Consider the following 13,153-nt stretch of genomic DNA (forward strand, 5'->3'; position numbering starts at 1 on the left):
GGTGCGTGTGGTTTTGTGGGTTGGGTGGGGGGGGGGGCCCCGACCCGCGCCCCCCCACGCGCGGCCCACACCTGAGGAGGGGTGTCAACTCGACGAAAAGCGTGTCGAGTTGACACCCCTCCTCAGGTGCAGCAAGAGCTATGGCGCGACTCGTGACGGGACCCCACCGCCCAGCCCGTTTGGTAAGGACGGCTCGCCTTCGGCCTCGCGGTGAGGACGGCTTGCCTTCGGCTTCGCGCTTGGTTGGTGTGACTTGGTGTTCCTGGTGTCCCTGGACTGTCAGACCCCCTGAGTACGTTGAGATGTAGGGGTTCCCAGTCAGGGGGTACCCCTGCGAAAGCACGCGAATGGGGTTCGCTGGTGAGAACAACGGCTGTCCTGCTCGTGGCTGCGGCGCTGCTGGGTGCCTCGGCCACGCCGGTCGCGTTGGCGGAGGCCGACCAGGGCGAGCTCCTCGGCATCGCCCAGCGCTACCTGCACGCCAGGGCGCAGAAGGTCACCACCGGGCCGCAGACGCCGGGCTTCGGCGTCGCAGACGCCGGGCTTCGGCGTCCCGGTCACCCCGGAGCTGGCCACGAGACTGGCCGTGCACGAGACGAAGCTCGAAGCGGCCAGGGCGTCGGCCCGCACGCGCTACCGGGCTGCGGTGGTCGAGACGCGCGCTGAACGGTGGGACGTCGACCAGACTGGCCGGACAGTCGTGGCACACGTCTACGAACATGCCGAGCTGTACTTCGCCGAGGCTGGCACCGTGCCGTTCACCGGCTACGGCCTGCCCCACCTGCTCACCTTCCGTCGCACGGGCGAGGGCTGGGTGCTCGCCGACGTCGCACTCGGCCACTACAAGCACTGTGCGCTGCTGCCGGAAACCCAGCGGCCGTCAGAGTGCTGAGATGATCCGCGACCGCAGCTGGGGGTCGCCCGCCGCCTGCTCGTACAACAGCTCCCGCAGGACCTCGGCGGGCAGCGATCTCAGCACGTCCTTGAGCTCCACGTCCTCGGCGTCCGGTGGCGGCACCGTCTCACCCCGGTCCAGCAGCACCAGCCCGACAGCCACGCAGTGCTTGCAGAAGAACCCCTCAGATCCGTGCGGACAGGTGCACGCCCCCATCAGATGCGTCCCCGACCACGACAGCTCCACCGCGTACGCCGAGTCGTCACCGCCTCGCACCCGCGCCGCCACGTGCCGGCTGTGCACCCGCAGGGACAGCACCGACTCGCGGTAGGTCAGGCCGCGCCAGTACGACTTGGTGCCCGCGCGGTGCAGCAGCAGCTCGGTGGTGAGGGTCGTCGACACGAGGGTCATCCAACCGGGTGACCACAGAAAGGATCAACATGATCGCGATCGGCCCACTCGAACCCGCGGACCGCGCCACGTGGCAGGAGCTCTTCGAGGGCTACAACACGTTCTACGAACGCACGCTGCCAGCGGAAACGTACGACGAGAAGTGGCAAGCCTTCCAAGCCAACGAAAACATCCACGCCCTATGCGCCCGCGACGACGACAAGGTCGTCGGCATCACGCACTTCTTCAAGCACCCCAGCACGTCCGGCCCGGACGTCTGCTACCTGCAGGACCTCTTCACCGCCCCAGGGGCGCGCGGCCGGGGCGTCGGCCGCGCGCTCATCGAGGCGGTGACGGCATGGGCGAAAGAGCAGAATTGCGCCCGCGTCTACTGGCACACCAGCGAGTGGAACGAGACCGCCCGCAAGCTCTACGACCAGGTCGCGGAGAAGACGCCGTTCGTCCACTACCGCATCGTGCTCTAACGAGCCGTGGCCTCCAGGTCGAGCAACGTCACGGCCGCGCGGAAGTACTTGTTGGTGCCCAGGTCACGCACGGTCTTGATGTTGAACGCGGCCTTGAGCTTCTCCGCGTCGCCGGGGCTCACGCCCTGCAGCGCGTCGACCGGGGCGTCCAGGATGTCGGTGAGCGGCTTGTCCTCGTACGCCTTGTCGAGGAGCGAGTCGAGGTTCACGGTGATGGCCATGATCTTCATACCTCCAGAGGTGGGGCGATCACGGCAGATTCTGGAGTCAGATCCGGTATTCCGCAGTGCGAGTCATCGCTTCCGCTTGAGCGCGACCACGATGACACCGGCCACCGCCAGCAACCCGGCCACCCCGAGCGCCAGATCGCCCACCGCCAGCTCGTTCCCTTGGGCGATCACCAGGGCCAGTCGCATGTCCTCACGGTAACCCTTGGAGCAACGCCGCCAGAAGGATTGTGTGGGACCGTATGAGGTGTGCTGCAAGCCTGCCTGAACGGCTCCCGCACAGCCGAGGAGCACCCGGCCCTGCCGTTGTCCCCCGAACGCCTCGCCGAGGACGCGGCCGACGTCGCCGCGCTCGGCGTCACGTCGGTGCACATCCATCCGAGAGACGTCATCGGCGCGCTCACGCTCGTGGGGCCCGAGGTGGCGACGACGATCGCCACCGTCCGTGCCGCCGTGCCGGGCATCGAGATCAGCGTGTCCACGAACGTGCCCGGCAACCAGGCCACGTTGATCGGCAGCTGGGCGCCGCTCGCGGCGGGGCGGCCGGACATCGCGAGCGTGCACGTGGACCAGCCCGGCTGGCGGGATCTCGCGCAGGCGCTGCACCGGGTCAACGTTCAGGTCGAGCTCGTCGTCGGAAGCCTGGCAGACCTGCAAGACCTGCCGGAAGGCGTCAGCCGGATCACGGTCAGCGCGACGCGTGACACGGCGGAAAGCCTGCTCGCCCAAGTGGAATCGCTCGGCCTGCCGGTTCTGGTGCACGGCCGCGACGCCGAGGCTTGGTCCGTCCTCGACTACGGCGCGCTCCTCGAGCACCACGTGCGCATGGGTCTGGAGGACACGCTGAAGATGCCGGACGGTCGCCAAGCCAAGAACAACGCCGAGCTGATCGCCATGGCCCGCAGGCGGCAGAGGTCCAGGGCCCCGAGCTAGTCGGGGAGCACCACCGCGACGATGCCGGCCAGGTGCGCCAGACGGGCCACCTCGGCCGCGCGGAACATCGGGCCGCCCGGACGTCCCACGACGAGCACGCGGTCCGGCTTGCCCAGCGGCGTCGCGGCCAGTTCGGTGCCCAGCTCGCGCCAGGTCTCCGGTACCCAGTCCTCCTCGCCGTCGAGCACGGTCGCGCGCTCCAGCGGGAACCACGGCACGTTCGCCATCCGGGTCTCCGGAGCGGCGGACGACGAGGTCAGCCGGTTGATGCCGGTGCCTTCGGGACCTACCACGACGGCCCAGCCGGCGCGGATGATCTTCGGGACGCCCTCGGTGAAGACCTCGAGGCCCTTGTGCGGGGCGTCGGCGATCTCCTCGACGAGTTCGAGTTCGCGGTGGGTGTCGAGGATGCCCGCGTACGGGCGCACCGCGTCGACCTCGACGCCCTCGATGGACTCCGCCGCGGTGATCAGCGTGTCCGGCAGGCGGCCGGACGGCAGCTCCACGACGAGGTCGTCGATGGCGATGCCGGAACCGCGTTCCACCACGTCGACGCTGAGTATGTCCGCCCCGATCTCGCCCAAAGCCGTTGCGACCGCGCCGAGGGTGCCGGGACGGTCCGGGAGCTGGACCCGGATCAGGAACGACAAGGTGAACGCCTCCATAGCTCGTGCGCGAGACCCCGCGTCTTGCGCCGTTGCCGGTCGGTGATTCTCGCAGACGCATCGTCAACGCATGACCCGCTGTCCGCGTTGCGGAACGGTTAAGTTGACGTGCCAGTCAACGGTAGACCCGGTAACCCGTTCGAAGGCGCGCCTGACCAGCCCATAGACTCACGGGGTTCCCGATTCGTATCCCGACCCTACGGGGGTTGACAGGAGTGCCCAGCATCTCCCGCGACGAGGTCGCGCACCTGGCGAAGCTCGCCAGGCTGGCTGTTACCGAGGACGAGCTCGACTTGTTCGCCGGACAGCTCGACGTGATCCTCCAGTCGGTGGCCTCGGTTGGCGACATCGCCACGGCCGACATCCCGCCGACGTCGCACGCCGTTCCGCTGACCAACGTCTTCCGCGAGGACGTGGTCCGTCCGAGCCTCGGTCAGCAGCAGGCGCTCTCCGGCGCTCCTGAGGCCGAGGACGGCCGGTTCCGCGTGCCCCGCATCCTGGGTGAGGAAGCATGACCAACGACCTGATCCACGCCACCGCGGCCGAACTCGCCGCGAAGATCCACAGCGGCGAGATCTCCAGTGTCGAGGTCACGCAGGCCCACCTGGACCGCATCGCCGAGACCGACGCGAAGGTCCACGCGTTCCTGCACGTCGACACCGAGGGCGCGCTCGCGCAGGCCCGCAAGGTCGACGCGGCCGTCAAGGCCGGTGAGCAGGTGTCCCCGCTCGCCGGCGTGCCGTTGGCGCTCAAGGACGTCATGACGACCGAGGGTGTGCCGACCACGGTCGGTTCCAAGATCCTCGAAGGCTGGATCCCGCCCTACGACGCCACGGTGACGCGCAAGCTCAAGGAAGCCGGCGTCGTCATCCTCGGCAAGACGAACATGGACGAGTTCGCCATGGGTTCGTCCACCGAGAACTCGGCGTACGGCCCCACGCACAACCCGTGGGACCTCGACCGCATCCCCGGCGGCTCCGGCGGTGGCTCGTCGGCGTCGCTCGCGGCGTTCCAGGCCCCGCTCGCGATCGGCACCGACACCGGTGGCTCGATCCGCCAGCCCGGCGCTGTCACCGGCACCGTGGGCGTGAAGCCCACCTACGGCGGTGTGTCGCGCTACGGCCTCGTCGCGTTCTCCAGCTCGTTGGACCAGGCGGGTCCGTGCGCGCGCACGGTGCTCGACGCCGCGTTGCTGCACGAGGTCATCGCGGGCTACGACCACATGGACTCCACGTCCATCAACGCGCCGGTGCCGCCGGTCGTCGCCGCGGCCCGCGAGGGTCTCAACGGTGATCTGTCCGGCCTGCGCATCGGTGTCGTCACGCAGTTCAGCGGCGAGGGCTACCAGCAGGGCGTGGCGCGCAGCTTCGAGGCCGCCGTGTCGCAGCTCAAGGAGCTCGGCGCCGAGATCGCGGACGTGTCGTGCCCGAGCTTCGACTACGCGCTGCCGGCGTACTACCTCATCGCGCCGAGCGAGTGCTCGTCGAACCTCGCCCGGTTCGACGCCATGCGCTACGGCCTGCGCGTCGGCGACGACGGCACGCGCAGCACCGAGGAGGTCATGTCGCTGACCCGCGAGGCCGGCTTCGGCCCCGAGGTCAAGCGCCGCATCATGATCGGCACGTACGCGCTGTCGTCCGGTTACTACGACGCGTACTACGGCTCGGCCCAGAAGGTCCGCACGCTGATCACGCAGGACTTCGCCAAGGCGTTCGAGAAGTTCGACGTGCTCATCTCCCCGACCACGCCGACCACGGCGTTCAAGATCGGCGAGCGCGCGAACGACCCGATGGCCATGTACAAGGCCGACCTCTGCACGATTCCCGCGAACCTCGCGGGCACCCCCGCCATGAGCGTGCCGAGCGGTCTGTCCGATGAGGACGGAATGCCGGTCGGCCTGCAGATCATGGCTCCGGCGCTGCAGGACCACCGCATGTACCGGGTGGCCGCGGCCTACGAGGCCGCGCGCGGCGCGTTCGGAGGTCCGTCGCTGTGAACATCAAGAAGGCACGGGGTCTCCTCGGTCTCGCCGGTGCCGTCGCGGGAGCCGTGGGAGCGTTCTCCGGCTTCCGGAACGCCCGTGCGAAGAACGACAAGCTGATGCTGGCGAACGCGATCGCCACCATCGCCGTGGCGGTCACCGGTGCGGCGCTGGCCGCGCGCGCTCTGCGGAAGGACGACTTGGCATGACCTCTCTGGTTGAGCTGATGGACTACGACGAGGTCATCGAGAAGTACGACCCCGTCCTGGGCCTGGAAGTGCACGTCGAGCTGCACACCAACACGAAGATGTTCTGCGGCTGCGCCAACGTCTTCGGCGGCGAGCCGAACACGAACACCTGCCCGATCTGCCTCGGCCTGCCGGGCGCGCTTCCGGTGGTGAACGCGAAGGCGATCGAGTCCGCGATGCGCATCGGCCTCGCGCTCAACTGCGAGATCGCCGAGTGGTGCCGGTTCGCGCGGAAGAACTACTTCTACCCGGACATGCCGAAGAACTTCCAGACGTCGCAGTACGACGAGCCGATCGCGTTCAACGGCTGGCTCGACGTGACGCTGGACGACGGCGAGGTCATCCGCGTCGAGATCGAGCGCGCGCACATGGAGGAGGACACCGGCAAGTCGCTGCACGTCGGCGGCGCCACCGGTCGCATCCACGGCGCCGAGCACTCGCTGCTCGACTACAACCGCGCCGGCGTGCCGCTGATCGAGATCGTCACGAAGATGATCCCGGGCACCAAGGAACGCGCTCCCGAGGTCGCCCGTGCGTACGTGACGGCCCTGCGCGACCTGCTCAAGGCGCTCGACGTGTCCGACGTCCGCATGGACCAGGGCTCGCTGCGCTGCGACGCGAACGTCTCGCTCTCGCCGAAGACCACCGGCGCGCTGGGCACCCGCACCGAGACCAAGAACGTCAACTCGCTGCGCAGCGTCGAACGCGCTGTCCGCTTCGAGATGACGCGTCAGGCCGCGGTGCTGGAGTCCGGCGGCGAGGTCACCCAGGAGACCCGTCACTTCGACGAGTCCTCGGGCACCACGTCACCGGGCCGCAAGAAGGAGACGGCGGAGGACTACCGCTACTTCCCGGAGCCCGACCTGGTCCCGATCGCGCCGTCGCGCGAGTGGGTCGAGGAACTGCGCCTCACCCTGCCCGAGCTCCCCTGGGAACGCCGCGCGCGCATCCAGAAGGACTGGAACCTCACCGACGAGGTCCTGCGCGACCTGGTCAACGCCAACGCGCTGGACGTCATCATCGCGACGGTCGAGGCGGGCGCGAAGCCGGACGAGGCCCGCTCCTGGTGGGTGTCGTACCTCGCGCAGCAGGCCAACTCGAAGGGCGTCGAGGTCACCGACCTCGCCATCACCCCGGCCCAGGTCGCGAAGGTGATCGAGCTGGTGAACGCGGGCACGCTGACCAACAAGCTCGCCCGCGAGGTCGTCAACGGCGTCCTGGAGGGCGAAGGCTCCCCGGAAGACGTCATCGAGAAGCGCGGCCTCAAGGTCGTCTCGGACGACTCGGCGCTGGAGAAGGCCGTCGACGAGGCTCTGGCCGCCCAGCCGGACATCGCGCAGAAGATCCGCGACGGCAAGGTCCAGGCCGCCGGCGCCATCGTCGGCGCGGTCATGAAGGCCACCAAGGGCCAGGCCGACGCGGCCCGCGTGCGCGAGATCGTGCTCGCACGCTGCTCGTAGATACACATTCGCCATAAAAATCACAAAGGGTCACCTGTTCGTGCAGGTGGCCCTTTGTGATCTTAGGCCGACTGAGTGGCTGTTAGCTAAATGAGACGTATGTGTGTAGCCGTGTGTGCCACTCTCTTGCTGCAACTCATCTGGGGGGATGAGAAGTAAATAGTCCAAACGAGGGGGGAAACCTCATGAGTGGCCAGCACGAAGGTTTGTTCACAAACATCGTCGACAAGGTCAAGGACCTGTTGGACGGGGACGACCGCAAGGACAAGACCCCGGAGCCGGAAGACCCGCCGTTGGAGACGCAGTGCTGCGGCCAGCCTCCCGGCCAGCCTTTGGTCGCGTGGACGCACAAGGCGGACTGCCCGAACCACCCGGACAACGTCGCCACCACGGAAAAGGTGGGCTAGTCACCCTCCGCGTTGTCCGTCGACCGGCCTTGGCCTGGTTGGCGGACAGCGCCGTTCTGGGGCATGTGGTGTGATGATCACATGCCCGCTCGTGCCCTGGACAGAGCGCGCGAGTTGTACATGAACGGATTCGCACAGCAGGAGAGCTATAGGGCTCCCGCCGCGATTCGATTGTTCAACCGTGCCCTCGTGCACGCCGACCGCGCACCTGACAGTCCCGAACGGACAGAGCTGCGGGTGCGGGTTCTCTACAACCTGGGGCGCAGCCTCGGTGAGACGAGCGGCATGACGGTCGCGGTCGAGACGTTCGACGCCGCTCGTCGTGAAGCCGATCTTCTGAATGATCTGAAGCTTCGCAATCTGCTCAACGGATGCATCGACCACAGTCAGGGCATGATCGTGCTTCGGCTGGGACAACCGGAACAGGCCGTGCGATGGTTCGGCCCGCTGATCTCCTTCGTCGAGCAGGAGATGCTCGACGAATCTGCGGAGATCGCTTCCGAGCTCGTGTGGCGACTCGCGTCGTCCCTCATCGCACGCGCATTCGCCAACGGGGCGGTTCGCCGACGCGAAACCGCAATCGCCGATCTGGAGCGGGCGAGTTCTCTGGCCCGTGAGTACCAGCTCGACGATCTTTACCCGTACTCGCTGCACGCGTTGGCGAACACCTACAAGCAAAGCGGTGACCTGGCCGAGGCGTTGCGAAGGTACGAGGAGGCGGAACGCTTCCTCCGCGCTCATGGGCAGACCTCGTTGCTCACGGGGGTGCAACTCGACAGGGCAGAGCTGATGCTCATGGTCGGACTGTCCGACGAGGCCGGTAGGCACCTCGACGAAGCGCTCCCCGTGATGCGCAAGGAGAAGCGGCGCCAGGACGTCGCCGAGGTCGAGATGTTCCGAGCCTCGGCCGCGTTGCTGGACGGGCAGTTCGATCTCGCCAGGCGGATGGCGAGGCGATCTCAGCACAAGCTGGAGAAGCGCGGCAGCACCTGGTGGATGATGGCCGCGCTGATCGAACTCTGGGCGCACGCCATGCACGCCAAACGCGTGACCAACGCACTCGTCCAGAAGGCTCTGGCGTTGTCGGACCAGCTCGCTGCCAACCACCTCGTCGACGAGGCCCGGCTCGCGAAGCTCATGGCCGCACGCCTCGAGGTTCGCCGCCGCAGGCTCGCCGAGGGTGAGGCGTTGCTGCGGCAGTTGCCCGGCCCTCGTGCTGTCACCCCGATCGATCACCGGATGCAGCGCCGTCTCGTCCTGGCTGAACTGGCGCTGGCCAAGGGGAATCGCCGTTCCGCCCTGCTGCACACGCGCAAAGGTCTCGAGGAACTGGGACAAGTGCGGGATCAGCTCGGTGGCCTGGAACTCGTGTCCGCGGCCGCAGTGCACGGACGTGAGCTCGGGGAGCTGGCGATTCGCTTGGTGCTGGAGAGCGACGACGCGCGGCAGTTGTTCGTCTGGCTCGAACGCACCAGGGCACAGGCTTATCGCTACGAACCGCTGGAGCACGTCGACAACTCCGAACTGGCTGCCCGGATCGCCGAGGTCCGAGGCCTCGGTCGCGATCTGATGCGGGCGGGTCTTGACGGACGGCCGACGGCGGAGTTGCGGTCGCAACTCGCGAAGGCCCAGCGGGAAGCGAACAGGCTGGGGTGGAACGCCCAGCACTGGGGCAGGCCTCGGCCGATGGCGAGCCTCGGTGAGGTCATCGCCGAACTGGGCGAGCGGGCGATGGTGAGCTTCGTGGTGTCGGGCGGCGGGATGGTCGCCGTCGTCATCGCGGGCGGCCAGGTTCGGATGGTCCGGCTCGGCGCCGCCAAGGAAGCCCTGGAGAGCGCGCAGAAGCTGCACTTCGACCTCAACGCGCTGGCGCCGGACTACCTGCCGCCGCCTCTGGCACAGGTGATCGGGGCTTCCGCGCGCAAGCAGGCAGATGCCCTCGACGCCATGTTGATCAAGCCGTTGGTCCGCCTCATCGGCGAACGCGAGCTGGTCGTGGTGCCGACGGGCACGCTCTACGCGGTGCCGTGGGGTGTGATTCCGAGTCTGCACGGCAGGCCCGTCGTCACGGCCCCCAGTGCCACGACCTGGCTGACGGCGGCACAGTCCGACAGATCCAAGACCGACAAGGTGTTGCTGGTGCGCGGGCCCAGTCTGCAGCTCGGGAACGGGGAGTTGGACCGTCTGGTGGCGCACCACGACAAGGCGACCGTGCTGTCGGGGGAGGACGCGACCGCGGCGGAGGTTCTCGCGCACCTCGACGGCGCAGACCTCGTGCACGTCGCGGCGCATGGTGAGCACGAGAACGAGAACGCGTTGTTCTCGCGGCTCGAACTGGCGGACGGCCCGTTGTTCGCGCACGAACTCGGCCGGCTCCGGACGCCTCCGGCGCACGTCGTGCTGGCCGCGTGCTCGCTGGCGTTGAACCGGATCCGGCCGGGGGACGAGGCGCTCGGCTTTGCGGGGGCGATGCTGGCGGGCGGTACCCGCACGGTGATCGCCGCGGCCAGCAAGGTCGGGGACGAGGTGAGCGCGGCGGCGATGGCCGACTACCACCGGGCGTTGGTCGCCGGGGCCGCGCCTGCGGTGGCGTTGGCCGAGGCGATGGCGAAGGACCCGTTCCGGCGGCCGTTCCTCTGTCTGGGTTCTGGCTAGGCCGTTCGAGTGGTTGTGCGTCGTTCGGTGAAATGAACGCGCTGGTCAGCGGTTATTTGTGCCCCATCTGGCCGGTGAGGTTGGTGAACTTTTCTCGCCGCACGTCTGGAGCTGTGCCACTCTCGACGGCACAGGTCTTGACCGAGGGGATACAACGGCCCGCCTATCGGCTCTAGTCGATACGCGGGCCGTTGTGCGAGAAACGACCGCATGCGCAGAACTCTGCTCGCTGTTCTCCTGGCGGTGACCGCGGTGGTGGCCGCGCCCGCAACCGGAACAGCGCAACCGACTGCACCAACACCTTCGGTCAACGATCGAGAACCGGGCAACGGGCCTGAGCGCAACGAGATCGCCACTCTGGACAACGCTTTCCAAGCGCGGTCCGTGCTGGCTCAGGGGGAGAACCAGGCCGACAGACACCAGGGTTATCCGCGCCGGACGAAGCTGCGGACGTATCCGGAGAACACGGCCGACAAGTCCATCAAGCTCGGCCTCGCGCCGTACCACTCGCTCGCGCCGAAGCTGAACGCGTTGCAGCAGAAGAGCAACAGGATCTCCGTCGAGGTCGTCGGCCAGTCGGGGCTCGGGCGCGACCTGTACCTGGTCACGCTGACCGCGCCGGAGAGCGCGACGGAGACCCGGATCCAGGAACGGTTCCGCGCCACCATCGAAGAGGGTCGCAACGTTCCTGCGGGGCTGTACAAGGCGCCGATCTGGATCAACAACAACATCCACGGCGACGAGTGGGAGGGCACGGACGGCGCGCTGCGCGTCATCGAGCACCTCGCCACGAGCAACGACGCCGAGACCAGGAACCTGTTGCAGCGCAGCAGGGTCTACTTCAACCTCACGGCGAACCCGGACGGCCGCGTCGCCGGCACGCGCGTGAACAACGCCGGGTTCGACCTCAACCGCGACTTCGTCACGAGCTCCCAGCCCGAGAACCGGGCCATGCAGGACATGGTGGAGCGCACCCAGCCGTTGATGATGCTGGACGAGCACGGTTACGTGACGAACACGCTGATCGAGCCGACCACGCCGCCGCACGGCCAGAACTACGACTTCGACCTGTACATCAAGCACGGTTACGCGGGCGGCCTGCAGATGGAGAAGGCCGTGCAGGCGCTCGGGCATCCCGAGACGGCTAAGCCGGAGATCCCGTTCCGCGACTACCCGGTCGGCGAGTGGGACGGCTGGGCGCCCATCTACACCGCGCAGTACTCGATGTACCACGGTGCCGTCTCGTACACGATCGAGATCCCGCAGCAGGTCAACCGGCAGGCCTACGAGACCCTGCCCGCGACGGAGTTGCAACGGCGTTCGAAGATCAACACCGACGTCGTCGAGGCCACCATCAAGACCACGCTCGACTACGTGGACGACAACCGGCGCGGCCTGATCGCGAACCAGACGGAGATGTTCCGCCGCGGCGCGGCCGGTGAGAAGCAGCGCTACATCCCGGACGGCTTCGTGCCCGGCTTCGGGCCGGAAGACCGCTTCAGCACGGAGTTCCCGCGCGCCTACGTGATCACCGCGGAACGGTCGGCACCCGCCGCCGCCCGGCTCGTCGACCAGCTGGTCCGGCACGACGTGCGGGTCGAACGGGCGGAAAAGCCCTTCACCCTGGGCGGTAAGCGTTATCCGGCCGGGTCGTACGTCGTGGACATGCACCAGCCCAAGCGCGGCCTCGCGAACGTGATGCTGGAGCAGGGCAGCGACATCTCCGACAAGGCGCCGGTCATGTACGACATCTCCGGCTGGAGCCACCGCCTGCTCTGGGGCGCGTCGGTCGAGATCTTCAAGGACGGCCAGTTCCGCTTCGACGGCAAGCCGGTCGTGGCCGCCGCGCCGACCGGGAACGTCGACGCCGCACCGGGTGCCGACCTCGCCCTCGCGCTGACCGACCAGAAGGACGTCAGCGCCGTCAACGACCTGCTGTCGCGCGGTCTCGGCCTGCGCCGCCAGGACGACGGCACGATCGTCGTCCCGGCGAACGAAAGGGCCGCCGCGAAGGAGGTCGCCGACCGCTACGGCGTGCGCTTCACGACCGCCAAGCCAGGTGGTCAGGCGTTGCAGCGCAAGGTGATCGCGGCCGCCGTGTCCGCCGACGAACTGCAGGTGCTGCGCGAGTCCGGGTTCGACGTCCGCACGATCTCCACAGCGGTGCTGAACGCGGGCTTCGACTGGTCGCGGATCGACGCGCTGTACGTGGGCGCGGGCTTGAACTACACGCAGCTCAACCCCACAGCCAAGGCCTCACTGGACGAGTTCCTCAAGCGCGGTGGTGTTGTCACGCGCGGCGCGACGGGCAGCAGGTTCAACACCGACGCCAAGCTCCTGCAGGCCACGCCCACCGCCGGTTGGGAGGACGCCAACGGCGTGGTGAACGTCGTCAACGGCACGGGTCCGATCGGCACCAACGCGTTGCCGCACTCGTTCGTCTACGCACCGCAGTGGTTCACGAACCTCGGCACGGGCGTGACGGTCGAACAGCGCTACGGCAGCACGGTGATCGCCTCGGGCCACTGGCACGCACGCGACAACGGCACCGGCGGCCAGGACGCGGCGGCGGGTCAGGCGGCAGTCGTGTCGGGCACGGCGGCCAACGGGGCGAAGGTCGTCCTCTTCGGCACCGAACCGATGTTCCGCAACCACCCGAAGGGCCTGTACGCCCAGGTCGCGCGGGCCCTCTTCTGGACGGGCACGCGCTAGCGGAGAACGGGGCGGGGAGCCCCGACAAGACCTCCCCGCCCCACTCGCTGTACCCCACATGAGGGTTCCCGGTGAGCGATCTCGGAAACCCCTGG

The 13,153-nt window shown here is 68.1% G+C and carries 15 protein-coding genes; 11 read left to right on the top strand and 4 right to left on the bottom strand.

Going from position 1 to position 13,153, the window contains the following annotated elements; all coding sequences use genetic code 11:
• The first annotated feature begins 360 nt into the window (after positions 1 to 360).
• Both ACH413_RS42780 and ACH413_RS42785 read left to right on the top strand, forming a co-directional pair.
• Positions 361 to 666: a hypothetical protein gene (locus ACH413_RS42780; protein ID WP_360049072.1), complete on the top strand. Its 306-nt coding sequence runs from the start codon at positions 361 to 363 to the stop codon at positions 664 to 666.
• A gap of 34 nt (positions 667 to 700) precedes the next feature.
• Positions 701 to 892: a hypothetical protein gene (locus tag ACH413_RS42785; protein WP_360049073.1), complete on the top strand. Its 192-nt coding sequence runs from the start codon at positions 701 to 703 to the stop codon at positions 890 to 892.
• Here ACH413_RS42785 and ACH413_RS42790 read toward each other — a convergent pair.
• Positions 881 to 1,297: a hypothetical protein gene (locus ACH413_RS42790; protein WP_360049075.1), complete on the bottom strand. Its 417-nt coding sequence runs from the start codon at positions 1,295 to 1,297 to the stop codon at positions 881 to 883. The two genes, ACH413_RS42785 and ACH413_RS42790, sit on opposite strands and share 12 nt — an antisense overlap.
• Before the next feature lie 38 nt (positions 1,298 to 1,335).
• On the opposite strand from ACH413_RS42790, the gene ACH413_RS42795 reads away from it, so the two are divergent.
• Positions 1,336 to 1,770, top strand: a complete 435-nt coding sequence (locus ACH413_RS42795; protein WP_360049076.1) for a GNAT family N-acetyltransferase — start codon at positions 1,336 to 1,338, stop codon at positions 1,768 to 1,770.
• Here ACH413_RS42795 and ACH413_RS42800 read toward each other — a convergent pair.
• Together ACH413_RS42800 and ACH413_RS42805 are read right to left on the bottom strand one after the other, a co-directional pair.
• Positions 1,767 to 1,991: a hypothetical protein gene (locus ACH413_RS42800; protein ID WP_360049077.1), complete on the bottom strand. Its 225-nt coding sequence runs from the start codon at positions 1,989 to 1,991 to the stop codon at positions 1,767 to 1,769. The two genes, ACH413_RS42795 and ACH413_RS42800, sit on opposite strands and share 4 nt — an antisense overlap.
• A gap of 72 nt (positions 1,992 to 2,063) precedes the next feature.
• A complete protein-coding gene (locus ACH413_RS42805; protein ID WP_360049078.1) occupies positions 2,064 to 2,186 on the bottom strand; it encodes a hypothetical protein in 123 nt (40 codons plus the stop codon).
• A gap of 60 nt (positions 2,187 to 2,246) precedes the next feature.
• On the opposite strand from ACH413_RS42805, the gene ACH413_RS42810 reads away from it, so the two are divergent.
• Positions 2,247 to 2,930 carry a 3-keto-5-aminohexanoate cleavage protein gene (locus tag ACH413_RS42810; RefSeq protein ID WP_360049079.1) on the top strand — a complete coding sequence of 228 codons (684 nt, stop codon included), beginning with the start codon at positions 2,247 to 2,249 and terminating at the stop codon, positions 2,928 to 2,930.
• Here ACH413_RS42810 and ACH413_RS42815 read toward each other — a convergent pair.
• Positions 2,927 to 3,580: an ACT domain-containing protein gene (locus tag ACH413_RS42815; RefSeq protein ID WP_177320452.1), complete on the bottom strand. Its 654-nt coding sequence runs from the start codon at positions 3,578 to 3,580 to the stop codon at positions 2,927 to 2,929. The genes ACH413_RS42810 and ACH413_RS42815 overlap by 4 nt on opposite strands.
• A gap of 230 nt (positions 3,581 to 3,810) precedes the next feature.
• On the opposite strand from ACH413_RS42815, the gene gatC reads away from it, so the two are divergent.
• From gatC to ACH413_RS42850, 7 genes are all read left to right on the top strand, one after another.
• Positions 3,811 to 4,110 carry an Asp-tRNA(Asn)/Glu-tRNA(Gln) amidotransferase subunit GatC gene (gatC, locus tag ACH413_RS42820; protein WP_030467875.1) on the top strand — a complete coding sequence of 100 codons (300 nt, stop codon included), beginning with the start codon at positions 3,811 to 3,813 and terminating at the stop codon, positions 4,108 to 4,110.
• On the top strand, positions 4,107 to 5,591 hold the full coding sequence (gene gatA / locus ACH413_RS42825; protein WP_360049080.1) for an Asp-tRNA(Asn)/Glu-tRNA(Gln) amidotransferase subunit GatA: 1,485 nt from the start codon (positions 4,107 to 4,109) through the stop codon (positions 5,589 to 5,591). The genes gatC and gatA overlap by 4 nt, the downstream gene beginning before the upstream one ends.
• A complete protein-coding gene (locus tag ACH413_RS42830) occupies positions 5,588 to 5,785 on the top strand; it encodes a hypothetical protein (RefSeq protein WP_319977675.1) in 198 nt (65 codons plus the stop codon). The genes gatA and ACH413_RS42830 overlap by 4 nt, the downstream gene beginning before the upstream one ends.
• The gene (gene gatB, locus ACH413_RS42835) at positions 5,782 to 7,284 is read left to right on the top strand and encodes an Asp-tRNA(Asn)/Glu-tRNA(Gln) amidotransferase subunit GatB (RefSeq protein WP_360049081.1); all 1,503 of its coding nucleotides are present in this window, start codon (positions 5,782 to 5,784) and stop codon (positions 7,282 to 7,284) included. Before ACH413_RS42830 ends, gatB begins: the two co-directional genes overlap by 4 nt.
• A gap of 206 nt (positions 7,285 to 7,490) precedes the next feature.
• A complete protein-coding gene (locus ACH413_RS42840; RefSeq protein ID WP_360049082.1) occupies positions 7,491 to 7,691 on the top strand; it encodes a hypothetical protein in 201 nt (66 codons plus the stop codon).
• 120 nt (positions 7,692 to 7,811) lie between these two features.
• Entirely contained in the window at positions 7,812 to 10,346 is a 2,535-nt protein-coding gene (locus ACH413_RS42845) for a CHAT domain-containing protein (RefSeq protein WP_360049083.1), read from the top strand.
• Positions 10,347 to 10,556: 210 nt separating this feature from the next.
• The gene (locus tag ACH413_RS42850) at positions 10,557 to 13,058 is read left to right on the top strand and encodes a M14 family zinc carboxypeptidase (RefSeq protein WP_360049084.1); all 2,502 of its coding nucleotides are present in this window, start codon (positions 10,557 to 10,559) and stop codon (positions 13,056 to 13,058) included.
• Positions 13,059 to 13,153 lie beyond the last annotated feature (95 nt).

Source organism: Lentzea sp. NPDC020367, assembly GCF_044387305.1.
GTDB lineage: Bacteria > Actinomycetota > Actinomycetes > Mycobacteriales > Pseudonocardiaceae > Lentzea.